Below are 23,352 nucleotides of genomic sequence, written 5' to 3' on the forward strand. Positions count from 1 at the left end.
CGCTTCGACGCTTGAGTATCCCAAACCGCATGGGCCGGCCCGGATACACAAAGTTCAGGACACTCCCTCGCCTTGGCGCGATTGCGATCGCTAGCACGACCAGGACGAGGATGAGGATCATCCATAGTCCACCAAACCCCATACCAAATCCGTCCATCATCTCTGTCTCCAGATCTTCTTCCAGTTAGACGCCATTAATTGCTTCTCTCGCACACCAGTTCTGCCGCGACGAGCGAGCCGAGGTTTATGACCGGTTGTCACTGTCACTTCCGCCTCTGCGACTGCCATGCTTGCCGTGTCCCCGATGCATGAAGAAGTGCATACCTATGCAGAGGAACGGAGGCAGCCAGACGAACAGGCTGCTGGCCAGAATTGCCGTTCGATACTCGTATCCCAAGAGCAGACCGCCCGCGGCCAAGGCGAGCAACAGGAGCCTGCCGGCTGCAGTTTGCCAGTAGGACGGCTGACGGCCTTGTTCAGGAAGGCGGTGATTTTGGGTATCTGCGCATGGTATCATGGCACGTCTCCTTGTTATCAAATCCTTGTGCTTCGGAGCCGGAGTGAGTTGAGCACCACCGAGATCGATGAGGCGCTCATCGCAAATGCGGCGAACATCGGGCTGATCAGGATGCCGAATACCGGATAGAGAAGCCCGGCCGCGACAGGTACGCCGCTGGCATTGTAGATCAAGGCAAAGAACAGGTTCTGGCGGATATTGCCCATTGTCGCACGGGCGAGCCGCCGAGCGCGGACGATGCCGTCCAGGTTGCCTTTGACCAAGGTAATGCCCGCGCTTTCGATAGCCACGTCCGCACCGGTGCCCATGGCAATGCCGACATCCGCCTGTGCGAGTGCCGGGGCGTCGTTCACACCATCACCGGCCATGGCGACCTTGCGGCCCTGCGCCTGCAGAGCCCGGATGATGCTGGCCTTGTCCTGCGGCAGGACATCGGCGCGGATCTCGTCGATGCCCAGGAGCGCGGCCACCGCCTTTGCGGTCCGTTCGTTGTCTCCCGTTGCCATGATGATGCGCAAGCCCAGTTCATGAAGCGATTTGAGTGCCGCCGGGGTACTTTCCTTTACCGGGTCGGCGACAGCAACCAGCCCCGCAACCGAATTGCCGACGACCACGAACATGACAGTCTCGCCCTGGTCGCGACGTGCGTTGGCCGTCTCGGTCAATCCGCCTGGCGCGATACCAAGGTCGCTCACCATGGCCAGATTGCCGAGAGCAACCGCCTGGCCGTCCACGCGGCCTTTCACGCCCTTGCCGGTCACGGCTTCGAAGTCTTCGGCCTTGCCCAATTCGGCGCCACGCGCTTCTGCACCGCGAACGATGGCCTCGGCCAATGGATGCTCGGAGCCCTTTTCGAGGGTCGCGGCAAGTCGCAGAACGTCTTCCTCGCCATAGCCCGGTTCGGGGAGAACGGCGACCAGCTCCGGCTTGCCCATTGTCAGTGTGCCCGTCTTGTCCACGATCAGCGTGTCGATCTTTTCGAACCGCTCCAGAGCCTCGGCATTCTTGATCAGCACGCCTGCTTGTGCACCGCGACCCGTGGCGGTCATGATCGACATCGGTGTGGCCAGTCCGAGCGCACAGGGACAGGCGATAATCAACACGGCCACGGCGGCGATCAGCGCATAGGACAGTGCAGGCGCAGGCCCCCATACCGCCCAGCCAAAGAAGGAAAGGACCGCAATGCCAATGACCGCGGGCACGAACCATCCCGCAACCTGATCGGCATATTTCTGGATCGGAGCGCGGCTTCGCTGGGCGTTCGAGACCATCTCGACGATCTGGCTCAACATCGTGTCGGCGCCCACCCGGCGCGCTTCGATCACCAGTGATCCGGTGCCGTTGATGGTCGCGCCAGTGACCGGCTCGCCTGCGACCTTCTCGACCGGGACCGGTTCGCCAGTGATCATGCTTTCGTCCACCGACGATCGACCTTCGATGACCACCCCGTCGACCGGAACCTTATCGCCGGGACGCACGCGCAGCCGGTCGCCGACCTGCACATCCTCCAGAGGAATTTCCTTTTCGCTGCCGTCGTTGCGAATGATGTGGGCAGTCTTGGCCGCCATGCCCAGAAGGGCCCGGATCGCCTTGCCGGTGCCTTCGCGGGCACGCAACTCCATGACCTGCCCGAGCAGGACGAGCGTGACGATCACGGCGGCGGCCTCGAAATAGACCCCGACGTGACCGTTTTCCATCCGGAATCCCTCGGGGAAGATGTCGGGCGCAAGAACGGCCACAACGCTGAAGAGCCACGCCGCCATCACGCCCATCGCGATCAGCGAGAACATGTTGAGGCTCATTCGCAAGAACGAATTCCAGCCGCGCACGAGGAATGGCCAGCCGCACCAGAGCACGACGGGCGTACCCAGAGCGAATTCGATCCAGAGCGTCGCCTTTTCGCCGAAGATCTCGCGGACTCCCGCAAGTCCGACATAGGGTCCCATCGTGAAGACCAGTAGCGGCAGGGTCAGTACCGCACCGACCCAGAAGCGCCGCGTGAAATCGACGAGTTCCGGGTTCGGGGCATCATCCCCCATGGCCGCGCTTTCCAGTTCCAGCCCCATGCCGCAGATCGGGCAGGACCCCGGAGCGACCTGACGCACCTGCGCGTGCATCGGGCAGGTATAGACCGGGCCACCGTATCCGGCTGGCACCGTGTCAAAGCGATCGCCAGCCGCGTCTGGCGCAGGAGTATGCGCGTGGCCATGATGACTGTGATGGCCGTGGCCGGACTGCACGGTCCCCTCGTGTACAAGCTTCATCCCGCATTCTGGGCAGCTGCCCGGCAGGTCCTGCCGCACTTGCGGGTGCATCGGGCAGGTCCAGATCGTCGTTTCGGTTTCGGACGTTTCGGGGCTGTCGTTCATCGTTTTGACCTACATCTTGTGGGGGCGATAGGTGATGCCGTTGGCTTCCTGAAGCTCGCGGACGTATGTGATGATGCGCGCCACCTCGCCGCTGGTCACTTTCTGTGGCGGCATATTGCCGAACGGCCAGTGATGCTGCCGCACACCGTTCATAGCGGCAATCATGAAGGCCTGATCGGCGTGGTGACCGGGATTGTAGATGTCGTGGATCAGGGGCGGTCCCTGATCGGTGCCCAGACCGTTCTGGCCATGGCAGGTGGCACAAACCGCGTTGAAATAGCGCTCGCCCTCCTGCGCCTCCGACGAAAGCTGGGGCATGACGAATTCGGCCTCTGTCAAGACCTGCGCGGACCGCGGTGGTGGTGTCGGCCCGAAAGAAAAGTATGCACTCACCCCCAAAATCACAGTTCCGGCGAGTATCAGATAGAGCTTGATTGAATTCATATGCCCGGCTCCATAGTAGTTGTATCGATACAAACAGCGCTGGTGCGTTCGCGACCCATTCTTTGGGCCCGACCGCACTTATGCCGCCGACCCTTCGCAACGACCGAAGACGCAGGGTCTCGACCTCGGTTGCAAAACCAGCAAGTGGACCGCCGCACTACTGCAAAAAAGGATCAGGGACATCATGTCGTTCTCCTTTCTCGTTGGGCGTCGGCCCGACGCGCGTCCCGCATCGGGCCGACGGAGGGTGTCAGTTCCCGGACGGGGGTTGCCCGCCCATCATGCCGGACCCGTCGGGCATCGTCCCGCGCATCTCCATCCGCTTGGCGGGAGCGCCCATTTCGTCAGCGGTGATACGGCCATCGCCGTCTGCGTCCAGATGCTGGAACCGATCCACCATGGTCTCGCGGATCATGGCGGAATGCAGGGTCTCGAATTCGGACAGGGAGAGCGTGCCGTCGCCGTCCGCGTCGAATTCGGACAGGCGGGACTGCATCATGCTCATTGGATCGCCACCGGCGCCGCTGCCCATCATCATGCGCATCAAGTCGCCATCCATCATGGCCATGCCGCCACCCTCGGAGCCGCCGTGCATCTGGCGATGCATCTGCATCATCATCGGCATCATCATGCCCATCATGTCCTTCATCATGGCACCTTTACCCTGCATCGGGTCACCGCCCTTTTGAGCGTCGGGCGGAGCGTTGTGGCCGTGATGACTTTCAGCCAGAGCCAGGGCGGGCGAGACCAGCGACAGGGCAATGGCGGTGGCAATCGTGGTTATCGACTTCATGGGAAGATCCTTGTCGTTCAAGTTGTTGAAAAAGCCGGCGAGTGGCGCGGATTACGTCAGGCCGTCGGTATGTTGGCACTGACCATCCACCCAGCAGCACGAACAGCGCCGATGAAGGACCATCTTGGAGATCAGTCTTGGTTCCGAGTTCGGACCAGATCAGCGGCGCGGGATCAACCCCGCCGCGGCGGACGGAACAGGCCGTAGACCGGCGTTAGAGCCGCGACTTGGGTCAATTCCACTGACGGCGCATCTTCTGTTTCGGGAGCAAACGCATCATTCGTCATCGGCGGCAGAAACATCGCATGACATGTGGCCGCTCCCGAGCAGTGACCGGTGGCGGCGTGGATCTTTCCCTCTGCCGTGCCCACCGAGGGGTTCGGATGGTCTAAGAATACGCTTGAATGGCCTCGAGGTTCGGCGCCTTCCACGTGGGCGTGAACGACACCGCTCAGGACGATTGACCACAGGATGAACGCCATCGCCAGGACTTGAGCCCCGTCACGCAACAGCGATATCGTCCTGCATCGGTTCACTTGGCAAGCCTCCTATGCTGCCATCATGCGATACTGGAGCGCCCGCACCTTGATTCATATCAAAAGAAGCGTTCGAGCGTGTAACCAAACTGTGAGGTCGTCGCGAATGGCTGGGAAGAAGAGGATTCCGATCGAAGCCGACCTGCTGATCCTTTCCTTCCTGGGACATTTTGCCTGGGAGTTGCTGCAGGCGCCTCTCTTCTCAAGCTTTGACGGAACCGACCACTTCGCGGGCGTCTTCGCTTGTTTCCAAGCCACGCTCGGCGATCTCGCAATTGCGCTGTTTGCGTTCTGGACGACGAGGAGCTTTACCGGTGAAAGGAACTGGGCCGCTGATCCCGCTGCCAGAGCCGTGTTGGTGTTCCTTTCGACTGGATTGCTCGTCACGGTCGGTATCGAGTTCTTCAGCACCGAAGTACTGGACAGGTGGTCGTATGACGCCCGAATGCCGCGCCTCCCGATCCTCGGTACCGGGCTAGCGCCCGTGCTGCAGTGGCTGTTCGTTCCAATGCTCGTGCTCTGGTATCTCGCGCGCCTTCATCAGGAAGGACGCGATCCATGAAAGAACCGCAATGAAGCAAATTCGGCTCGAACGACATCTCTTGGCACAAGCGGAGGCTGCCGGCGCTTACATGAAGCGCTGATTGCTCGGTCCAGAACGGCCACTCGTCGGAAATCGAGCAAATTTGATGCGGGAGCATTCGACCATGTGGTCGAGTTCTATATTCTGAACCGAGCTGCGACTGGCTGGGAGCTGTGCCTTGCCAGTGCAGCATTCCCTTGGATCAGGCCGAGCATCGCCACAACGAATGAAGGATCGGATCATGTTAACCCGCAGACATTTTATCGTTTCAGCCTCCACGCTGTTCTCGGCGCCGATCGCGGGCCCATCGTTGGCGAGTACAGCGTCGCAATGGGCAGCATGGGATGCGCAGGTGACACCTCCAAACTTCGATCCGGCGATATCCAATCCCTGGGGCCTGCATCCGCGCTTCCTTGCCACGCGGGTGCAAGCCAACGATGGGCTCGAACCCGGATCGATCCATGTCGATGCCGTGGCGCGGTATCTTTACCACGTCCAGGCGGACGGTTCGGCAGTGCGTTTCGGTGTCGCCATCGCACGCGGCTCTCTTTATGAGGCCGGTCGCTACACGATCAGACGCAAGGCGAAGTGGCCCAGCTGGACACCGACGCCGGAGATGATCGAACGAGACCCTGCGCTATACCGCCAGCACGCGGACGGCATGCCAGGCGGTCCGAAGAACCCGCTGGGGTCTCGCGCGTTCTATCTCTATGAAGGGACCCGGGATACCCTTCTGCGCATTCACGGCACACCTGAGCCGCAATCCATCGGCGGGAGAGCGAGTTCAGGCTGCGTCCGCATGGCCATGCCGCATATAATCAGTCTCTATGACGACGTGGTCCTCGGCTCTCCAGCGATACTTTATCCAGCGGAAAACTTCGTGACTGCGGCGAGTTGAGCGCCACCGTCGGCTCCAGCCTGACGACTAACGAGTTTCAGCAGACCCCCCGCTTGCTTACGTGATCACTGTGCTCGTGTACAGATCGGTCGGCCGTCCTGGGTGCGAAGCGGCAAGAGGGTCGTCTCGACCGGGCCAGCGTATCGATACCAGTAGCAACCGTCTTCGGCCAGAATGCGTACTTCGCTGAGGTCCTGCCCCGGAGCTGCCATAGCGCGGACGTCGTCAGGCAAACGCGCGGCGTCAACCGGCTTGTCGCGGCTGTTCGCAATCGGTTCCACGCAGCCTGCAAGAACCACACAAGCGGACAGCCCGATAACGGCCAGCGATTTCATCTATTCGGCTCCTTGCCCATTGAACATCGATTGTTGCCAGCTTCATCCGTGCTCTGCAAATTGTTCTCCAAGCTACTTGACCCATATCGATGTTTGGCCGGTGTTTCGCCGGTCCGATTAGCGATTTCGACTGCCTCCGTTGTCCGGCAGAAACATCACCGGCTGCAAAAGCGCATGGAGCACAGATGCCAGTGCGCAAACGCACCTCCTTGGACCCGATCAACCCGAAGCTCCGGCAACGCCAGCAGGCCGATAACGGTCGCTGTCAGTTGTTGATTGTCGCATGAACATGGCCCTGCGCCGGTACGGTTCCGTCACGGAACACAGCCTGGAACGCAATGACGTCGCCTTCCTTCAGCGGACGCTTCAATCCGTGCAAGAGCACACGAATATGCGAGGTTCCGAGGTTCAAGGTTTCGTGGTCGAGCATGAGAAGGCCGGCCGCGGCAGGCGCTTCGACACCGTCGTCAATAACGACAAGTGAGCCTTCCTCCGCATCATCGGACCGAACCGCGTCCAGTATCTGCGTACGCCCTGTGGCGTTCTCGATCCGGAAGGTCAATCGCGTCGATCCGCCTTCTTCGGTCGCTGACGCGCGAACATCACTGATAAGCATTCCGAAAAGAATCTCCTGGGTGATGTCAGCTCTGGAAGCCGACGCAATTGGCGCGAGTAAGAAGCACCACGCCAAGAGGAGTGGCGATTTGGTCCGGGAACTTTTATCAGACATGAGTCCTACCGATCTTCTTGGCATTGCAAAATTGTCCAAATTTGGTCTTGCGCTTGGACTGGATGGGCTATCCGACGCGTGGCGCCCATCCAACCAAATCGCTCGAACGACGATTACTGTTGCAATCGCGCTTTTTCGTTTCGCAGTCGACGTAACTGCGCGAGTCGCCGGATCGCTGATCCGCGACTTCTGGTCCATTGCATCTCGATCTCGGTGACGGTCAGCTTTCCGTTCACACGATCGGCGACGAAGCGCAGCTTTGAACCTTCTGACAGGTCTTCGAGCATGGCCCGATCGGCCACAACAAAGACCATCGTCATTGCCGGCATGTCGAGATTTTCCAGCGGACCATGGTCAATCGTGACCTTGTTCCACGTGGCGTCGACCTTGATCACGGTGCCATCGCTCATCGGATGATCGCCGGCGGCGAAGGACGCGGTTGCGGTCAGGATAAGCGCTGCCGCGAAAGACAGGATTCTCATTTCAGTTACTCTCCGGATGCTCAGTTGATGGTAAGGGGGCGCACATGCTTCCCTCGTAGTTTGGAGGAGCCCGGCGGGCTCCCGTAACAGCCGGGGTCGGAACTGTTGTCCCGAGTGGTAATCCTTTCGCAAACCTTCACCTTCAGTCCGTGTAGTTGCGGACCGGGCATTTAAGGCTCTGCCGCGAGCCCGTTTGCGTTTCACGTCCCAGCGGCAATACGCAGTGCACAAAGGCCATTGTCGCGGGTGACGTATGTGAGCTTTCTTGGTGAGGCGATTCGCGGGTGAAAATCACTCAAGGGCGACAGAAACTCCGCCCAAGATGCGGTTTTTCAAATGCGCGGCGGTCGGCGAAGTCCGTCGGGACTGACGAGAGACACCATGGACCGGGTGGACAGGTCATGGCGAACAAATATCAGGTTCTGCGGATAGCTGGGAGCGGTCTGAACAGGATGAAACGCAAGGGCGCAGAAGTGATTGGCACACCGGGCTTCCTGATACTGTTGAAGCAATTTGTCGATGTCATTGGTTGCGGAGCCGGAACGTATATCAGTGCCGTCTTCTTGGCTTAGGTTCGAGTTAACGACATCACAGTCCATCATGGTCGTTGCATTCGCCGGTCCGAGCAATATAGACACCGCAAAGATCAAAGCGGTCCACACCGACAGACATTTTCTGAGCTGACTCATGATGCGGAGGCTACTGCAGAAGAACCGGCTGCACAACTGACATTTTCGTGCATCACAACTCCTCAGGAAAGTGGGCGAGCCGAACTGCAACGGGCTTCCCCAACTTGCGGTCGGCGCAAGATCGAAAAAGGGACCCGAGTCGGCTTCCAATGAACATCTGGTCCAGACAAATTCTCAATAACTCATCATAATCCGACCGGCGTTGCTTTCGACCAATCTCCAATTGCGGTTACATGATCCGCTCAAGGTGCAAGCCGTCCAGCCCGTTGACATCAGCAACGCCGCGATCGGCTCTGCAATTCATCAGAAAGCCACTATAATGACCAAACCGTAGAAGAACGTCCGAGAGGTTCTGATAGTAGAGAACTAACTCTCTGAACGGGGACGAAAAGTCCTTGAAGGCGGCAATTACCGCAATGAGCGCTCCCAGAGATAACCGGCCATCAATGACCAGCCAGCCACCGATTGAATAGAAAAGGAATGGGGTAAGAGCCATGAGGAAATTGCTGATCGCTTTCTGCAAGAACTTGGCACGGTGTAAAAGCAGCCGGGTTCTTTGCAGTTCATGCAGCATCCCCCGTGTCTTTCGGCCGGTTTCCGGGACAAAGCGGCGTGTGGTTTGTTCCCCCAGAACGTCACCGACATTGCGAACGGCAATAATTCTTGCCCGCATCCGGTCGTTGACCCTTTTCTGGAGAATAGGGATGATAATGAGTTGCAAAGGGACAAGAGTCAAAGTCGCCGCGCCCAATATGGGATTCTGCACAAACATGAACAAAAGGACTGTAAGAAGTGTTCCGCCCTGGAACACTGGCGTCGCGAGGACATCACCGGCGAAGCCGCCAATGGGTTCGATTTCGGTCGCAGCCAGGGGAATTATATCGGTCTTACGGTGCCGGAATGATGTTGCGCGCCACGTCCGATAAAGTTGAAGTCTGAGGCGCAGCAATGTGTATTCACCGATTTCGCCCTTCTTTACGTTTATCTGATACTTTATTAGTCCGCCGAGGAAGAGGGCGCAAAGGTAGAGTGATGAAAGAGTAAAAAGAAGGCCGAGCTGTGAGAGGTGCAGACCGAACACATCGATTGGAAAGTGACCTGAGTCAATCGCGCCGTTTACGATGCGTTTGGGCAACTCCAGGCTGGCATAGAGAACAGGCTGCGCAACGATTCCAAGCGCGACGACTTTGCCTTGCTCGGACCAACGCATTCCAAGCGCCCGAATAAATTCCCTCCAATTGCTGCGTTCACTGTTGCTACGGAAAATGCGCCGTAGTCCACTTTTTGCGAGCCTAAGAACTACATACCCCAGCACGACAAACATAGCGACTGGGGTAATCACCAAGATTCCGTGCAGTGCCATGTGCAACCACTGAGGGGCCTCCTCACCAATTTCGAAGCCTATAATCCGTGCATTGTGATGCATCCAGCTGTGGATGCCATGCCACGGACCCGCAACGTTTTCCAGGGCCGAATTCATCTTTTCTTTTCGGAAGGAGCGGATTCAGATCGACCCTGGAAACTACGCATTGGTTACTGTTTCTCGATCTCGGTGACGGTCAGCTTTCCGTTCACGCGATCGGCGATGAAGCGCACTTTCGTCCCTTCGGCGAGGCCTTCCAGCATTGCCGGATCTTCCACAATAAAGACCATCTTCATCGCCGGCATGTCGAGATTTTCCAGCGGGCCATGATCGATCGTGACCTTTTTCCACTTGGCGTCGACCTTGGTCACGGTGCCGTCGCTCATCGGATGATCGCCGGCGGCAAAGGAAGCGGTCGCGGAAAGGATCAGTGCCGCTGCGAAAGAAAGGATTCTCATTTCGGATTATCTCCAGTTGTTCAGTTGATGGTGAGAGAGCCGTGCATGCCGCCCTCGTAGTGGCCGGGGATCAGGCAGGCGAACTCGAACGTACCCGGTTTGCCGAAGGTCCAGAGAATTTCGGCTTCCTGCCCCGGTTCGAGCCTGACCGAATTGGGGTCGTCGTGTTCCATCTCGGGGAACTTCGCCATTACCTCTTTGTGCTCGGCGTTTGCGTCCATCGTGTCCATGACGAACTCGTGCACTTCCTCGCCTTCGTTGACGATGTGCAGCCGGACGGTCTCGCCGGCCGCGAACGTCAGTTCGCCTGGCTCATATACGAAGGGTTTGTCGCCTTCGTAGTCTTCGCGCATCACGACCTTGACGGTCCGCGTCACTTCGCCCTTGGCAGGCTGACCAAGCGCCATCATTTCGTGGTGATCGTCCGTGGATGCGTGACTTTGCTGGGCCGCCTTGTCTTTGCCGTGGTCGCCGGCATGGGTGCCCCCTGCCATCGCCGCGCCAGGCAGGGCGATGGACAGGGCGAGCGCTTTCAAAAGTAGCTTGGTCGTCATGAGTCTGTCTCTCCTTTGGTGGATTGTAATTCAGCTTCGTTTCGTCTGACTTCTCGGCGTCAGGATGGTTTCGGGGCTGTCGTTGCGGGCATGGTCGGGCAGTTCGCCGGTCCATTCCCAGGCTTGGGTACCGGGCGGGTTCTCGTACCAGCCGGGGTCGGAATAGTCATCGCGATCGATGCCTTCTCGCACCTTGACGACCGAGAACATGCCGCCCATTTCCAACGGCCCGTAGGGGCCCCATCCGCCCATCATCGGCACGGTGTTGTCGGGGATTTCCATCGACATATCGGCCATATCGGCCATGCCGGCGGTGCCCATCGGCATGTAGCCCGGCTGCTGGCGCCGGATCAATTCGGCCAGCCGGCGCTTGTCGGCCCCGATGAAGGTCGGGATGTCATGGCCCATCGCGTTCATCGTGTGGTGCGACTTGTGGCAGTGGATCGCCCAATCGCCCGGATGCACCGCGTTGAACTCGTAGGCACGCATGGCCCCGACGGGAATGTCGATGGAGACCTCGGGCCAGCGCGCCTCGGGCCGGACCCAGCCCCCATCCGTGCAGGTGACCTCGAAGTCGTAGCCATGCATGTGGATCGGGTGATTGGTCATCGTCAGGTTGCCGCAGCGCACCCGAACCCGGTCGCCTTGCCGGACAACCAGCGGATCGATGTCCGGGAATATCCGGCTGTTCCAGGTCCAGAGGTTGAAGTCGGTCATCTCCATGATCCGCGGGACATAAGTGCCGGGATCGATGTCGTAGGCGGCCAGCAGGAAGGCAAAGTCTCGATCGACCGGCATGAAAGTCGGGTCCTTCGGGTGGACGATGAAGAGCCCCATCATGCCCATCGCCATCTGCACCATCTCGTCGCCGTGGGGGTGGTACATGAAGGTGCCGGACTTCACGAGGTCGAACTCGTAAACATAGGTCTTGCCGGGTGGGATCGCCGGATGCGACAGGCCTGCGACGCCGTCCATGCCCGAAGGCAGGATCATGCCGTGCCAATGCACCGTGGTGTGCTCTGGCAGCCGGTTGGTGACGTATATGCGCACCCGCTCGCCCTCCACCGCCTCGATGGTCGGCCCGGTCGACTGACCGTTGTATCCCCAGAGTCGGGCTACCATACCCTCCGCCATGATCCGCTCCACCGGCTCGGCGACCAGGTGGAATTCCTTCACCCCGCCATTCATCCGCCAAGGCAGCGACCAGCCGTTCAGTGTGACGACCGGGTTGTATTCAAACCCGTCGGCGGGGCGTGGTGGGACCTGCGTATAGGGGCTTTCGGTCGAAGCCGCCTCCGGCAGGTCGCGGAAACGCGTCTGTGCCGACGACACCGAAGCGAGCACCGCGCCGGCGCCGATGCCTGCTCCCAGCAGTTGTCTGCGGTTCATCATTCCTTGTCTCCTTCCGATGCGCCGGCGCTGACGTTGCCGCCCCAGATCGCGGCAGTAACGTCCGTTTCGGCCAACCAGTAATCGCGTTTCGCTTCTCCTGCGCCGAGTTGTGCCTCCAGCCCGTCGCGAGCGTCCTCAAGAAGTTCGAAGGTCGAGGTGATCATGCCGCTGTAAGACTTGAGCGCCTCTTCATCGATGGTGCGGCGAAGGGGCAGCACGACGTCGCGCCAGTGCAGGGCGACCGAATGCTTGCCCGTCACCGCCAAATGGGCGGCACGCGCTTCGGCACGCGCGTTCACAGCCGCCTGCGCGAGCTGGTTGGCGGCCTTGAGATAGGCAAGTGCGCCGCGCCTGGAGATCAGCTTTCCCGTGTCATAGAGCGGGATTTCGAACTCGACATCGAGTACCGGGTTCGTTTCGGTCTCGCCGCCATCGCGCTCGGACTCGAGCCCTGCCAGGATCGTGATGTCAGAGACGGCGCGTGTCTGGCCGGTCAGCTTGTAATCGGCGGCAATGGCTTCCAGTTCCAGTCGGCCAGCGGCGAGATCGACCCGGTTCTGCAAGGCCAGACGCTCGATGTCAGCGCGTGACCTCGGGCGCCCCGGCAATCCGGGCAAGGCATCGGGGATGTAGAACGTCACCTGGCCGAGCGAGACGCCCATGAGCCGCGCCAGACGTTCCTTGGCCAATTGCGCCTCCAGTTTCGCGTCGGCCAGTTCCGCCGCAATCTCCGCATTGAAGGCATGTTCACGGGCCTGGTCGGCTGCGTTCATCGCGCCGGTGCGCCCAAGTTCGCTCGCCAGTTCCGAAGCAGCATCTGCCGCATTCTGGCTGCGCTTGATCAAAGCCACAGCCTCGAATGCCGCGACGGCTTCAATCCAAGCGCGGCGCGTCTCAACCGCCAGCGAGATGGTTTCTCCGGCCGCCGCCAGCTGTGCCTGCTCAAACCGCAGTTCGGCGACCCTGGTCCGAGGCTTCGCGGTGGCTGCATCCAGCACGGCAGTGATCAGCGTCGCTTCAAGCGTACGGGCGACGTTGCCTGCCAGACCGGAAACCGAAATACCGACCGAGGGCACCGGTCCCAGCGCAGTTTCCCAGACGTCGGCAGCCGACAGCCCGAGATCGGCATAAGCCGCCTGAAGCCCCCGGTTGTTCAGCATGGCGACCTGAACGGCAGTTTCAGCCGTCACTGTCTTGCCCTGGATCATCGAGCGGGTTCGCGCATCCGCCGCAGAAATTTCAGCTGCGCTCTGATGCCAGGCGGCGGCACCGATCTGTGCTTTTTTGCTCCTGTCAGCCACCGCAGCAAAGCCAGCGCGCGGCCCGGAGACCCGGTCGATCGTCGCTGTATCGGCGCAGGCTGCGAGCAGCCCCAGCGTCACGACCGACGCCACAAGTTTCTTCGTCATGCTTAGCCCTCCGACTGAGCGTCATTCACGCCGCGCCAGTCGCCTGGCTCGGAGACCCGATAGCCGCCATAGACGACGACAGGTCCGGCAGGCGCCGATGTGGTTTTGGTGACAGGGGCGACCTGTACGGTGTCGGTCGGTAGCGGCGCCAGTGGCGAACAGGCCGCAATTGCAAGCGGCACGACGGCCGCAAGAAAGGTTTTCATATCAGATAGTCCGCGTTTACGAGATCATTCAGCGGCGACCAGAAGGTCGCGCGCACACAGGAAAATGATCAGGTGCGCGGGGGGCGACGAAGTCCGTCGGGCGAGGTCAGGGCGACCAAGGACTGCGCCGCCGCGTCATGGTCAGCCAGGATCAGCTTCAGCGCGTCGTCGGACTGGGCGCGACCGGGTTGGATTGCCACGACACAGACATGATTGGCACAATGGCTCTCCGGATGTTCATGCGGCGCTCGGTCGTGATCTTCCGTTGCTCGTTCCCCATAAGACTGCAACCCTTGATGGTCCGGGCCTGCTTCATGAACTATAGCTGCCTGCGTGGTGTCACAGTCGATCATTGTGGCTGCGTTCGCGGGTCCAAGCAGTATCGAAATCGCAACTGCCGCTGCAACCCAGAACGCCATTATCCTATGGACCACAAGAGTCATGTCGGCCTGCTTATCGACGCCGGTCCCGACGGACAACTGACATTTTCGTGGGCTTGCAGCTTTGGTGTCATTTTGTCACATTTTCCGTAGCTTTGGGGAGTTCGCGGCCCGACCCGCGTCTGTCCAACGCAGTGTCCGTCGCGATCATAGCATTGTGGAAATTGCTGTCCTTCCCGGCTGGCAAGAAGCAAGAATTCTGGATGGCACGACGCCGGTCACCTTGAACAGATGTATTGCCCGCGGAAGCCAGCCCGATAATCCCCAGCACTCACGATCATGTCGTACCAGTCAGCTTCGTCTGTCGGCAATATTTCTACCGCTAGAGGACCGCTCGCGAACCGACCGCCACCACCGTTTGTCTCCGTTCCCGCCAATCGGACGAGGTCACCACTGATCTTGACCAGAGCGGCAGTGCTTTCGGTGCCTGATCCAATCGCAAGGACGGCGGGACTGTCGCCGGTGTAGGTGAACGTGCAGCTTCTGCCGTTCGGAAAAGCCAGCAGCACCTCATCGTCACTCAGAAACTCGGGATCGATCGTCGCTTGAACTTCGCTGGCAAGCGCGGCCTCAGCATCGACGATTTGGGCGGCATCTTGCGCCGGCGCGGCGGTCGCCTTGCCATTGTTGCCGATGTCAGCGATCAGATATCGCATTTCGGCGATTTCCTTGTCCTGTGCATAGATGATCTCGTCGGCGAGCTTCCGAACCCTGGCATCGTCGATATTGGCTCGCGTGGAAGTCATGATCGCGATCGAGTGGTGCGGTATCATGGCGCGCATGTAGCTGCGATCCTGAACGGTAGCTTGGCTGCGAACCAGCCAGAGCGAAATTGCGAACAGGACGGCCGCTCCGACGAAAATCGCGACATTCAATGTCCGGTTGGAATACATCGAAAGCATGAAGACCAGCATGATCACCGCCATCACCGCACCCATCAGCAACGCCATATAGGCGCGCGTCTCCGAGAAGAAGATGTGGGAAAAGAGGTAGGTATTCAGGTACATAAGACCGAACATGACCAGCGTCGACGTTGCAATCATCGCAAAGAAGCGGCGGTAGTTCATAGTGTCCTCCGTCAAGTCTGGATCAGAAGAATAACAAGCTTCCAGCGCTGGAAGGTTCCACGTCCCACCAGGTTCGCTCTTCTGTGCGGCAACCTTCAATGGTTTGGGCCCCAGAGGCCCAGTCAGGAAAATGCCAAGTTACAGGATTTTGTGCACTCCGGATCGATACGCTGGGCTCACCCAGGACAAGCGCGGAGACCGGTGGAGTCGACGGACGATGGGCCGGATCCTGCCACCTCGCTAGGGATGACGGCAATCCAGCCAGATGTATTTTCAACTCCAAAACTCTGCGAACCACCGGCTATGTGCTCGCGCTTCCTCGATTAGCCACAAGGCAAACGCATCCAGGGACGGGTTTCCAGTTGTCGTTATTGGAAGCACAAGGAAATAGGCGTCGGGCGAGGGGCGCCGCACTAGGAACGGCAGTTCAAGCCGGCCAGATTCCGGATAGGAGCGGGTGGTCACCTCGTCGCCTATGGCGATCCCGTCACCCCTCGCGGCCGCCTCAAGGCACAGCGCTGTCGATGTATACGTCCGACCGGCGTCCGCCTGTTCGGAGGTATTGGTCGAACTGAGAAACGCGCGCCACCAGTAAGACGAGCGGTCGTGGATTAACATGTGCCGATGAACGTCGGTCAGCGCAGGAGGACGTCCGAGCGCCCGGAAGTAACTGGGATTCGCCACCGGAAATACAGAATTGGCGAACAGCGGCTCCACCCGACAGTTCTGCCAATCGCCCCGGCCCCACAGAACTGCACAGTCGTATGGAGCGTCAGGGGGCGCCAACAAATGCGATTCTGAGCGAAGAGTCATGGAAATCTTGGGATGCAGGCTGTCGAAACGCGGCAGCCGCGGGAACAGCCAGAGCTGTGCGAAATCCGAATCCGCGACGACGTGCAGTTGCCTAGGACGTTGAACGATGATCTCGTCAAGCCGCAGCTTCAGGCCGGCGAAACTGGCGCTGACCGCCTGCATGACGAGGCGCCCCGTGTCCGTCAGTTCGACCTTGCGGTGACTTCGCAGGAATAACTTCTGCCCAAGGTCTTGTTCGAGCTTCGCGACCTGCTTGCCGACTGCGGATTGCGTGATCCTCAGTTCATGTGCGGCCTTGGTGAAGCTTTCGAACCGCGCCGCGGTCTCAAATACCCGCATCGCGTTCAAAGAAGGCAGTCTGCGCACCTTGCGATCCTTTTTGGAACACAAAGCGGGAGAATTTCGAGTTTGTCAAAGATTGGATCACTCGACAAACATCCAAAGCGACAGGCAGCGAGCGTCACATGTCCCAACTCTACCCTTTCACTGATCCAGTGGCCCAGGTCGCCAGTCCGCCCACCGTCATGCGCGAGGGGCGCGGCTGCCGCGTAACCGACACGGCCGGACGTGAATACCTGGATGCCCTGAGTGGATTATGGTGCGCTTCGCTTGGCTTCTCGTCTGAGCGGCTGATTGCCGCCGCCGAGCGACAGATGCGGCAACTTCCCTATTATCACAGCTTCATGGGGCAGTCGGCGGAACCGGCCGAACGGCTGGCCGCTAAGCTGGCAGAGATACTTCCCGGCAATCTCAACCACCTTCTGTTTGGCTGCACCGGCTCCGACGCGGTGGATAGCGCGGTGAAGCTCGTCCGGTTCTATTGGAACTCGAAGGGCCAGCCCGAGAGGAAGCGGATCATCGCCCGCGAAGCTGCGTATCATGGCTCCGGCGTGTCGAGCGCTAGCCTGACCAGCATGGCCTATTGCCACGAGCGTTTCGACTTGCCGGACGCCTTTGTCTTGCGCACCGGACGGCCACATTACTTCCGCGACGGGGAACCCGGCGAAAGCGAAATCGCCTTTTCCAAACGGCGTGCTTCCGAGCTTGACGTCCAGATCCGCCAGGTCGGCCCCGAAACTGTCGGCGCGTTCATTGGCGAGCCGGTTATCGGTTCCGGCGGTGTCCTGCCGCCACTGGACGGCTATTGGGACGAAATCCAGAATGTCCTCGCTCGCTACGGCATCCTGCTGATTGCCGACGAGATCATCACCGGATTCGGCCGGACGGGGGCCTGGTTCGCTTCTGAGAAGTATGGCATCAGACCCGATCTGATGACCCTGGCAAAGCAGCTGACCGGAGCGTATTTCCCGTTGTCGGGGTGACGTCCCGGTGCGTGGTGTAGCTGTCGGTGGCCATCGGGTTTCTCGGTAGGGTCGGGTTGCTGACACCAACCTGAACCGAGGGATAGACCCGATGACCAAACCGATGATGGACCTTCGCGCGCTCGTCGAGAAGAGCGGCGATGCGGACCTGCTGCGCGAGATGATCGGCTTTGCCGCCGAGCGGCTGATGGAGCTGGAGGTCGGCGCCAAGACCGGCGCCGACTACGGCGAAAAGAGCACCGAGCGGCTGGCGCAACGCAATGGCTACCGCGACAGGGATTGGCAGACCCGTGCGGGCAGTGTCGAGTTACGCATCCCGCGCCTGCGGACCGGCTCTTACTTTCCCTCGTTCCTCGAGCCCCGGAGCTCGGTGGAAAAGGCGCTGACGGCCGTCATCCAAGAGGCTTATGTCCATGGCGTTTCGACGCGGTCGATGGATGACCTCGTGCAGGCCATGGGCGGGAGCGGCATCTCGAAGAGCCAGGTCAGTCGGCTCTGCGAAGAAATCGACGAGCGGGTCGATGCCTTCCTCACCCGACCGATCGAAGGAGAATGGCCCTACCTCTGGATCGACGCGACCTATCTCAAGGTCCGCCAGGGTGGTCGGATCGTGTCCGTCGCCGTGACGATCGCGGTGGGCGTGAACACCGACGGCCGACGCGAAGTGCTGGGCATGGCGATCGGTGCTTCCGAAGCCGAGCCCTTCTGGACAGAGTTTCTGCGCGACCTCGTGCGCCGCGGCCTTTCCGGCGTGAAGCTGGTGATTAGCGATGCGCATGAGGGCATCAAGGCGGCCACTGCGCGGGTGCTGGCGACCTCCTGGCAGCGCTGCCGGGTGGGGCTGTTGAAAAAGGCGCGCTTTGCTGATTCCATTGGGATGTCGACATCGTGTGGAGGGTGGCATGATCGGCAGTCGGACCCGGGATCAGTTGGAGTTCTTTGTCTGCGGATCGCTGCGTGAACTCGTTCCAGATGATCACATCCTGGCACGGGTCGATCCTGTGCTTGATCTGGGATGGCTCCGCGCTGAGGTCGCAGATTTGTATGCGCCTGGCGTCGGCAGGCCGGGCATTGACCCCGAAGCGGCCGTGCGTCTCATGCTGGCCGGGTTCCTCTTGGGGGTCGTCCACGACCGACGATTGATGCGCGAGGCGCAGGTGAACCTTGCGATCCGCTGGTTCGCCGGGTTTGGCCTGAACGAGAGACTGCCGGACCATTCGTCGTTGACGCGCATCCGCCAACGCTGGGGCGCCGAGCGGTTCCGCCGCATCTTCGAGCGCACTGTGCAGGATTGCGTGACCGCCGGGATCGCAAAGGGCGAGATCGTGCATGTGGATGCCTCGCTGATCCGAGCGGACGTCTCGTGGGACAGCCTGGTCGTTCGCCATGTCGAAGCGGTCAGGTCCGCGAACGACGATGCCAAATTGGAGGCGGAAGCGATCCGGCACACCCGCAATTCGAAGAAGACCGGCAAGTTCAAGAAGGTCTGCCCGACCGATCTGGACGCGACGATGGCGACCAATGGCCGGAACCGCCGTCTGGAGCCGAGCTACAAGCAGCACGGCGTCGTCGATGACGTGTTCGGCGTGGTGCTCGAGGTCGAAGTGACAACCGGCGAAACCAACGAGGGCGAGGAACTCCTGGCCCGCCTCGACGCGGCCGAGAAGACCACAGGGGTCAAGATCGAGACGGTGACGGCGGATGCTGGTTACGCTTATGCGAAGATCTATGGCGGCCTTGAGCGCCGGGAGATCGCTGCTATCATACCTGCCAAGACCGAACCGATCCGAAGTCCGGTTCCGATGCGGCGGTTCCGTTACGACGCGAAGCATGACGTCCTGAAATGCCCGCGCGGCAAGAAGCTCAAGGCCGGGAGGGCCGTCAAGCATGGGCGTTTCTTCACCTCGCGCGCCCGGGACTGCCGCCGGTGCGACCTTGCCCATCTTTGCCTGTCAAAAGGCCGGGTGAACAAGGCGGTGGTGCTCGGAGACGACTATCCCGCTCTGCTCCGCGCGCGAAGGCGGCGCGAGAAGTGGTCGGACGAAGATCGGGACCTCTACCAGCGCCATCGCTGGCGATCCGAAGGCTACCATGGTGAAGCGAAGACCTGGCATGGTCTCGCCCGGGCGGTTCGGCGCGGCCTACAGAACATGCGTATCCAGGCGTTTCTGACGGCGGCGGCAGTCAACCTCAAGCGGTTGGCGGCCGCGCTCAATGCCGGTCTTGCCGCCGTTCTGGCTGTTGCAGGAAAGTTCTGCGCCATTCTTGTGCAGCTGCAACCCGAGATCGGACGTGTCCGCACCCAAGCGTGATCCGGCCAAGTCAGACGACGAAACGCGCTGACACCAGCTTCCGAGCGTGTTCTTCAACAGCCCCCGGGTTCATTTCCAACGCAATGCGCTCGCCCATGCCGGCAAGAGCAGCCGCAGGGTGGTCTCGGCCTTTATCGCCACCGCCTTTGCGCAGCCCGACCATGCCGCGGCCAAGACCCAGTGGCGGCTGGTAGCGGACCAGATGCGGCCCAAGCTACCGAAACTGGCCACGCTCATGGAGAAGGCGGAGGAAGACGTGCTGGCCTACATGACCTTCCCGGCCCAACATCGCGCGAAGTTGCATTCCACGAATCCCATTGAGCGCCTGAACGGTGAGATCAAGCGACGTACGGACGTCGTCGGGATCTTCCCCAACGAAGCCTCGATCCGGAGATTGGTAGGGGCAATCCTGATGGAGCAGACCGAGGAATGGACCGTCCAGCGCGGCCGTTACATGACACTGGAAACGCTCACGCAGCTCTGCGATGATGTCATGGTCAGCCTGCCTGCTGCGCAGCGCGACTGACCAGCTCGGCCCGCCAGTGAGCGCGAGGCCCATGAGGAGCTACACCACTTCCCGGGACATCATCTTCTCCGGAACAACGTCGCAACCGACTCTTGACCGTACGTCGCTTCGCCCGCGCGCTCCATGCCGAAGATCCACGCCATGAAGTTCCCTCCGCCGATCTTCTCGGACGCGCCAGCTACAAGCGGCGCACGCCCTATATCTACAGCCCCAGTGATATCCAACGGCTGATCGACGCCGCTCAGAGACTTGGCCCCTATGGCTCGATCCGACCGCTCACCTACGCCACTATGTTCGGGTTGATTGCGGCAACCGGCATGCGGGTTTCAGAGGCGATCGCCATTCGGTTGCCGGACGTGACCGATGACGGACTGATCATTGCCCAGACCAAGTTCAAGAAGAGCCGGCAGCTGCCGCTGCATCCAACGACGCGACGCGCACTTGACGGGTATCTCGCGACGCGCCTCAAGGCGGCCAGTCCGAGCGATGCATTGTTCATCTCGCATCGGGGTACGCCGCCCGCCTATCCGACCGTGGTAACGGTCTTCCTGCAGGTCATACGATCGCTCGGCTTGCGCGGCGCGGCAGGAACGCCGGGGCCCAGGATTCACGATCTTCGCCACACGTTTGCCGTTCGCTCTCTCGAGTCCTGTGCGCACGATTCCAAGGTGGTGGCTCGGCATATCACGGCCCTCAGTACCTATTTGGGGCACGCCCATGTCACCGATACATACTGGTATCTCGAGGTAACGCCCGAGTTGATGGCACACATGGCGGCCGACGGCGAGAGAGTGCATCGCGGGGTGACGGCATGACCCAGCTTGCTCAGCACCTCGCCGCCTTCCTGCGTGACCATCTTCCCAATGAACGACGCGCAAGCGTTCATACCTGCGATGCCTATGCCTACAGTTTCCAGCTGCTGGTGACATTCGCCGCCGAACGATTGAGCAAGCGACCGTGCCTGCTGCAGATCGAGGATATCGACGTGCCGACGATCCTCGCCTTTCTCGAGCACATCGAACAGGCGCGCGGCAACAAGGCCCGTTCGCGCAATGCAAGGCTGGCTGCCGTGAAGTCCTTCTTCTGCTATCTCGAGCACCGCGTGCCTGCCGTGCTGGATCAGGCGCTTCGGGTGCACGCCATTCCGATGAAGAAGATCGATCAGGGGCTTGTGGCGTCGCTTTCGCGTACCGAAGTGCAAGCACTGCTCGATGCGCCGGATCGGCGGACAGCATCGGGCATCCGCGATCGAGCCATGCTGCATCTGGCTTTTGCCGGAGGGCTGCGCGTTTCCGAACTCGTCGGCGTCGGACTCGACCAATTCGACGGGCGATCGCCAGCCAGCATCCACATCATCGGCAAAGGACGAAGAGAACGCATGCTGCCGCTGTGGCAGGAGACCGCTACCGCAATTCGCGCCTGGATCGCGATCCGACCCGAAGTTGGCGACACAGCGCTCTTCCTCAACAATGCCGACAGGATGATGACGCGATCCGGCTTCGAATACATTCTCAAAAAGCACGCCGCTGCAGCGGCGTGCGTCGCGCCCACCCTAGCGACCAAGTCGATAACGCCCCATGTCCTGCGGCACAGCTGCGCAATGCACATGCTTCAGGCGACCCGCGACATTCGCAAGGTCGCACTGTGGCTCGGCCATGCCACGCTTCAGAGCACCGAGATCTACTTGCGCGCCGATCCAACCGAAAAACTAGAGATGCTCGACGCGCTGGCGCCGCTCGGCATCAAACCAGGCAAATTTCGGCCGCCCGACAAACAGCTCGCGATGCTTGCCGCGCGATAGATAGTTATGCGGAGTTGCGAGAGCCGGACCCGCCCGGCAAAGCGCAGATCTGCGTCTTCGACTGCTCCGGGCATCATGCTTTCCGCCGCGATCCGCGCCCGCTCCGCCTCGCTTCGAAACCGTCGGCCTGACCGGCCCTCGAGAACCTCGATCCTGCCCGCGTAGCCACCCGTCGAGCCGTCCAAAGAGACGTCCATTTTGCCGTCCTATCCTGTCTCACCTCGACAGCAGGACTCGCACAGCCAGCTTCAACGCGGCAGGAGGGGATCGGCGTGGCGCTTACGATTGATCTTACTGCCGACGAGGCAAATCAGCATTCCCGCGAGGTCCCAGCGGTCCGGCCGATTGCCTTCGACGATCCAGAGCCAGAGCATCGAGCAGGCGATATAGACGCCGCCGTAGGCGGCATAGGTACGGCCGGCAAAGGCGCTGTCCGCACGAGTCAGCAGAATGGCGAAGAGCGCCAGGCTCGCCATCCCGGGCACGAGCCACAGCGCAGAGCGGCCCAGGCGAACCCAGGCCCAGAAGGCGAAGCTGCCGGCGATTTCCGCAACGGCTGCCGCGGCAAAGAAAAGGTAAGTCACCATTACGACGCCAGTGCCTCCAGGATGGGGCAATTGGGCACATCCTCGCCCGAGCACCGGACTGCGGTCGCCGCGAGCACCTTCTCGATCCGGCGCAGATCGGAGATTTTGGCGCGGACATCGACCAGGTGCCTATCCGTCCGTGCCTTCACTTCTGCACAGGTTTGGGTGCCGCCATCCATGAGGCCCAGCAGTCCCTTGATTTCCTCGATGGCAAAGCCGAGTTCCCGCGCCCGCATAATGAAACGCAGCCGCCGAGACATGGCCGCCGTCATAGATGCGATAGCCCGAAGCGGTGCGCGGCGGATTGGGCATCATACCGATTTTCTCGTAGTATCGGACGGTCTCCAGGTTGCAGCCCGTCGTCCGGGCCAACTCTCCCCGGGTCAGAGATGTCGCGGTTTCGTGATCGGGCATGTGCGGAACCTCTCTTGAGCCTGTAGCTGCTACAGACTTTAGCTTGAGATCACCGCAGCGGCAAGGAGCAGAGCAAATGACGGAAACCGTAACCGAAAGCCGGACCGTGGTACTGGACGATCCGCCCGAGACCGACCGCCGGGCTTGGGCCAGCACTTGGGCAGGCGCGCTCGGCGCGCTGGCGATGACCTCCTGCTGCATCCTGCCGCTGATTTTGGTGAGCCTCGGCGTGACCGGCGTGTTTATCGTAAGCGCCCGATAGTTACCGCAGTGGCATGTCCTTGACGCGTGCGATGATGTCTGGATCGCCGA

At 60.6% G+C, this 23,352-nt stretch carries 26 protein-coding genes and 4 pseudogenes; 9 read left to right on the forward strand and 21 right to left on the reverse strand.

Annotation, left to right across the window (positions count from 1 at the left end):
* Nucleotides 1-244: 244 nt before the first annotated feature.
* From ACFO5X_RS19615 to ACFO5X_RS19635, 5 genes are all read right to left on the reverse strand, one after another.
* Nucleotides 245-517 carry a DUF2933 domain-containing protein gene (locus tag ACFO5X_RS19615; RefSeq protein WP_380720143.1) on the reverse strand — a complete coding sequence of 91 codons (273 nt, stop codon included), beginning with the start codon at nucleotides 515-517 and terminating at the stop codon, nucleotides 245-247.
* A 17-nt stretch (nucleotides 518-534) separates the two neighbouring features.
* Nucleotides 535-2,886: a copper-transporting P-type ATPase gene (locus tag ACFO5X_RS19620; protein ID WP_380720146.1), complete on the reverse strand. Its 2,352-nt coding sequence runs from the start codon at nucleotides 2,884-2,886 to the stop codon at nucleotides 535-537.
* Between the two features lie 9 nt (nucleotides 2,887-2,895).
* A complete protein-coding gene (locus ACFO5X_RS19625) occupies nucleotides 2,896-3,330 on the reverse strand; it encodes a c-type cytochrome (RefSeq protein ID WP_380720148.1) in 435 nt (144 codons plus the stop codon).
* Between the two features lie 250 nt (nucleotides 3,331-3,580).
* A complete protein-coding gene (locus ACFO5X_RS19630) occupies nucleotides 3,581-4,123 on the reverse strand; it encodes an EF-hand domain-containing protein (RefSeq protein ID WP_380720151.1) in 543 nt (180 codons plus the stop codon).
* A 173-nt stretch (nucleotides 4,124-4,296) separates the two neighbouring features.
* Nucleotides 4,297-4,605 carry a hypothetical protein gene (locus ACFO5X_RS19635; protein ID WP_380720153.1) on the reverse strand — a complete coding sequence of 103 codons (309 nt, stop codon included), beginning with the start codon at nucleotides 4,603-4,605 and terminating at the stop codon, nucleotides 4,297-4,299.
* Between the two features lie 160 nt (nucleotides 4,606-4,765).
* Between ACFO5X_RS19635 and ACFO5X_RS19640 the strand changes: the two genes are divergently transcribed.
* Entirely contained in the window at nucleotides 4,766-5,221 is a 456-nt protein-coding gene (locus ACFO5X_RS19640; RefSeq protein ID WP_380720155.1) for a hypothetical protein, read from the forward strand.
* 262 nt (nucleotides 5,222-5,483) lie between these two features.
* Complete coding sequence (locus ACFO5X_RS19645) at nucleotides 5,484-6,140, forward strand: L,D-transpeptidase (protein ID WP_380720157.1); 657 nt, start codon at nucleotides 5,484-5,486, stop codon at nucleotides 6,138-6,140.
* A 65-nt stretch (nucleotides 6,141-6,205) separates the two neighbouring features.
* Here ACFO5X_RS19645 and ACFO5X_RS19650 read toward each other — a convergent pair whose 3' ends face one another.
* From ACFO5X_RS19650 to ACFO5X_RS19710, 13 genes are all read right to left on the reverse strand, one after another.
* The gene (locus ACFO5X_RS19650) at nucleotides 6,206-6,475 is read right to left on the reverse strand and encodes a hypothetical protein (RefSeq protein ID WP_380720159.1); all 270 of its coding nucleotides are present in this window, start codon (nucleotides 6,473-6,475) and stop codon (nucleotides 6,206-6,208) included.
* Between the two features lie 265 nt (nucleotides 6,476-6,740).
* Complete coding sequence (locus ACFO5X_RS19655; protein ID WP_380720161.1) at nucleotides 6,741-7,091, reverse strand: copper chaperone PCu(A)C domain-containing protein; 351 nt, start codon at nucleotides 7,089-7,091, stop codon at nucleotides 6,741-6,743.
* Between the two features lie 227 nt (nucleotides 7,092-7,318).
* Nucleotides 7,319-7,615: a copper-binding protein gene (locus tag ACFO5X_RS19660; RefSeq protein ID WP_380720163.1), complete on the reverse strand. Its 297-nt coding sequence runs from the start codon at nucleotides 7,613-7,615 to the stop codon at nucleotides 7,319-7,321.
* A gap of 404 nt (nucleotides 7,616-8,019) precedes the next feature.
* Entirely contained in the window at nucleotides 8,020-8,376 is a 357-nt protein-coding gene (locus ACFO5X_RS19665; protein ID WP_380720165.1) for a hypothetical protein, read from the reverse strand.
* Nucleotides 8,377-8,605: 229 nt separating this feature from the next.
* Nucleotides 8,606-9,856: an ABC transporter ATP-binding protein gene (locus ACFO5X_RS19670; protein ID WP_380720167.1), complete on the reverse strand. Its 1,251-nt coding sequence runs from the start codon at nucleotides 9,854-9,856 to the stop codon at nucleotides 8,606-8,608.
* A 53-nt stretch (nucleotides 9,857-9,909) separates the two neighbouring features.
* Entirely contained in the window at nucleotides 9,910-10,197 is a 288-nt protein-coding gene (locus tag ACFO5X_RS19675; RefSeq protein ID WP_380720169.1) for a copper-binding protein, read from the reverse strand.
* Nucleotides 10,198-10,217: 20 nt separating this feature from the next.
* The gene (locus tag ACFO5X_RS19680; protein WP_380720172.1) at nucleotides 10,218-10,751 is read right to left on the reverse strand and encodes a cupredoxin domain-containing protein; all 534 of its coding nucleotides are present in this window, start codon (nucleotides 10,749-10,751) and stop codon (nucleotides 10,218-10,220) included.
* Nucleotides 10,752-10,781: 30 nt separating this feature from the next.
* Entirely contained in the window at nucleotides 10,782-12,143 is a 1,362-nt protein-coding gene (locus ACFO5X_RS19685) for a multicopper oxidase family protein (protein ID WP_380720175.1), read from the reverse strand.
* Nucleotides 12,140-13,525 (reverse strand): TolC family protein, encoded by a 1,386-nt coding sequence (locus ACFO5X_RS19690; RefSeq protein WP_380720177.1) that lies wholly within the window; start codon nucleotides 13,523-13,525, stop codon nucleotides 12,140-12,142. Before ACFO5X_RS19690 ends, ACFO5X_RS19685 begins: the two co-directional genes overlap by 4 nt.
* A gap of 29 nt (nucleotides 13,526-13,554) precedes the next feature.
* A complete protein-coding gene (locus ACFO5X_RS19695) occupies nucleotides 13,555-13,758 on the reverse strand; it encodes a hypothetical protein (RefSeq protein WP_380720179.1) in 204 nt (67 codons plus the stop codon).
* A gap of 68 nt (nucleotides 13,759-13,826) precedes the next feature.
* On the reverse strand, nucleotides 13,827-13,958 hold the full coding sequence (locus ACFO5X_RS19700) for a hypothetical protein (RefSeq protein WP_380720181.1): 132 nt from the start codon (nucleotides 13,956-13,958) through the stop codon (nucleotides 13,827-13,829).
* Nucleotides 13,959-14,416: 458 nt separating this feature from the next.
* Nucleotides 14,417-15,265 carry a DUF305 domain-containing protein gene (locus ACFO5X_RS19705; protein WP_380720184.1) on the reverse strand — a complete coding sequence of 283 codons (849 nt, stop codon included), beginning with the start codon at nucleotides 15,263-15,265 and terminating at the stop codon, nucleotides 14,417-14,419.
* 273 nt (nucleotides 15,266-15,538) lie between these two features.
* Nucleotides 15,539-16,444, reverse strand: coding sequence for a LysR substrate-binding domain-containing protein (locus ACFO5X_RS19710; protein WP_380720189.1), 906 nt, complete (start codon nucleotides 16,442-16,444; stop codon nucleotides 15,539-15,541).
* A gap of 98 nt (nucleotides 16,445-16,542) precedes the next feature.
* On the opposite strand from ACFO5X_RS19710, the gene ACFO5X_RS19715 reads away from it, so the two are divergent.
* The 6 genes and pseudogenes from ACFO5X_RS19715 to ACFO5X_RS19740 all read left to right on the forward strand — a co-directional run bounded on the left by ACFO5X_RS19715 (nucleotide 16,543) and on the right by ACFO5X_RS19740 (nucleotide 22,039).
* Nucleotides 16,543-17,400 (forward strand): aminotransferase class III-fold pyridoxal phosphate-dependent enzyme, encoded by an 858-nt coding sequence (locus tag ACFO5X_RS19715; protein WP_380720191.1) that lies wholly within the window; start codon nucleotides 16,543-16,545, stop codon nucleotides 17,398-17,400.
* A gap of 91 nt (nucleotides 17,401-17,491) precedes the next feature.
* Nucleotides 17,492-18,256: pseudogene (locus ACFO5X_RS19720) on the forward strand (IS256 family transposase); the annotation flags it as partial.
* A 46-nt stretch (nucleotides 18,257-18,302) separates the two neighbouring features.
* Nucleotides 18,303-19,613: pseudogene (locus tag ACFO5X_RS19725) on the forward strand (transposase); the annotation flags it as partial.
* Nucleotides 19,614-19,758: 145 nt separating this feature from the next.
* Entirely contained in the window at nucleotides 19,759-20,238 is a 480-nt protein-coding gene (locus ACFO5X_RS19730; RefSeq protein WP_380720194.1) for a transposase, read from the forward strand.
* A 92-nt stretch (nucleotides 20,239-20,330) separates the two neighbouring features.
* Nucleotides 20,331-21,053 carry a tyrosine-type recombinase/integrase gene (locus tag ACFO5X_RS19735; RefSeq protein WP_380720197.1) on the forward strand — a complete coding sequence of 241 codons (723 nt, stop codon included), beginning with the start codon at nucleotides 20,331-20,333 and terminating at the stop codon, nucleotides 21,051-21,053.
* Nucleotides 21,050-22,039: a tyrosine-type recombinase/integrase gene (locus ACFO5X_RS19740; protein WP_380720200.1), complete on the forward strand. Its 990-nt coding sequence runs from the start codon at nucleotides 21,050-21,052 to the stop codon at nucleotides 22,037-22,039. The genes ACFO5X_RS19735 and ACFO5X_RS19740 overlap by 4 nt, the downstream gene beginning before the upstream one ends.
* Nucleotides 22,040-22,287: 248 nt before the next feature.
* On the opposite strand, the gene ACFO5X_RS19745 is transcribed toward ACFO5X_RS19740, so the two are convergent.
* From ACFO5X_RS19745 to ACFO5X_RS26310, 3 genes and pseudogenes are all read right to left on the reverse strand, one after another.
* Entirely contained in the window at nucleotides 22,288-22,626 is a 339-nt protein-coding gene (locus ACFO5X_RS19745; RefSeq protein WP_380720202.1) for a YnfA family protein, read from the reverse strand.
* Complete coding sequence (locus tag ACFO5X_RS19750) at nucleotides 22,626-22,898, reverse strand: MerR family DNA-binding protein (RefSeq protein WP_465269471.1); 273 nt, start codon at nucleotides 22,896-22,898, stop codon at nucleotides 22,626-22,628. The genes ACFO5X_RS19745 and ACFO5X_RS19750 overlap by 1 nt, the downstream gene beginning before the upstream one ends.
* A 40-nt stretch (nucleotides 22,899-22,938) precedes the next feature.
* Nucleotides 22,939-23,040: pseudogene (locus tag ACFO5X_RS26310) on the reverse strand (MerR family transcriptional regulator); the annotation flags it as partial.
* 76 nt (nucleotides 23,041-23,116) lie between these two features.
* Here ACFO5X_RS26310 and ACFO5X_RS19755 point away from each other — a divergent pair.
* Nucleotides 23,117-23,287: pseudogene (locus ACFO5X_RS19755) on the forward strand (mercuric transporter MerT family protein); the annotation flags it as partial.
* Between the last annotated feature and the right edge of the window lie 65 nt (nucleotides 23,288-23,352).

Source organism: Seohaeicola nanhaiensis (genome assembly GCF_042654245.1).
Classification (GTDB): domain Bacteria; phylum Pseudomonadota; class Alphaproteobacteria; order Rhodobacterales; family Rhodobacteraceae; genus Seohaeicola_A; species Seohaeicola_A nanhaiensis.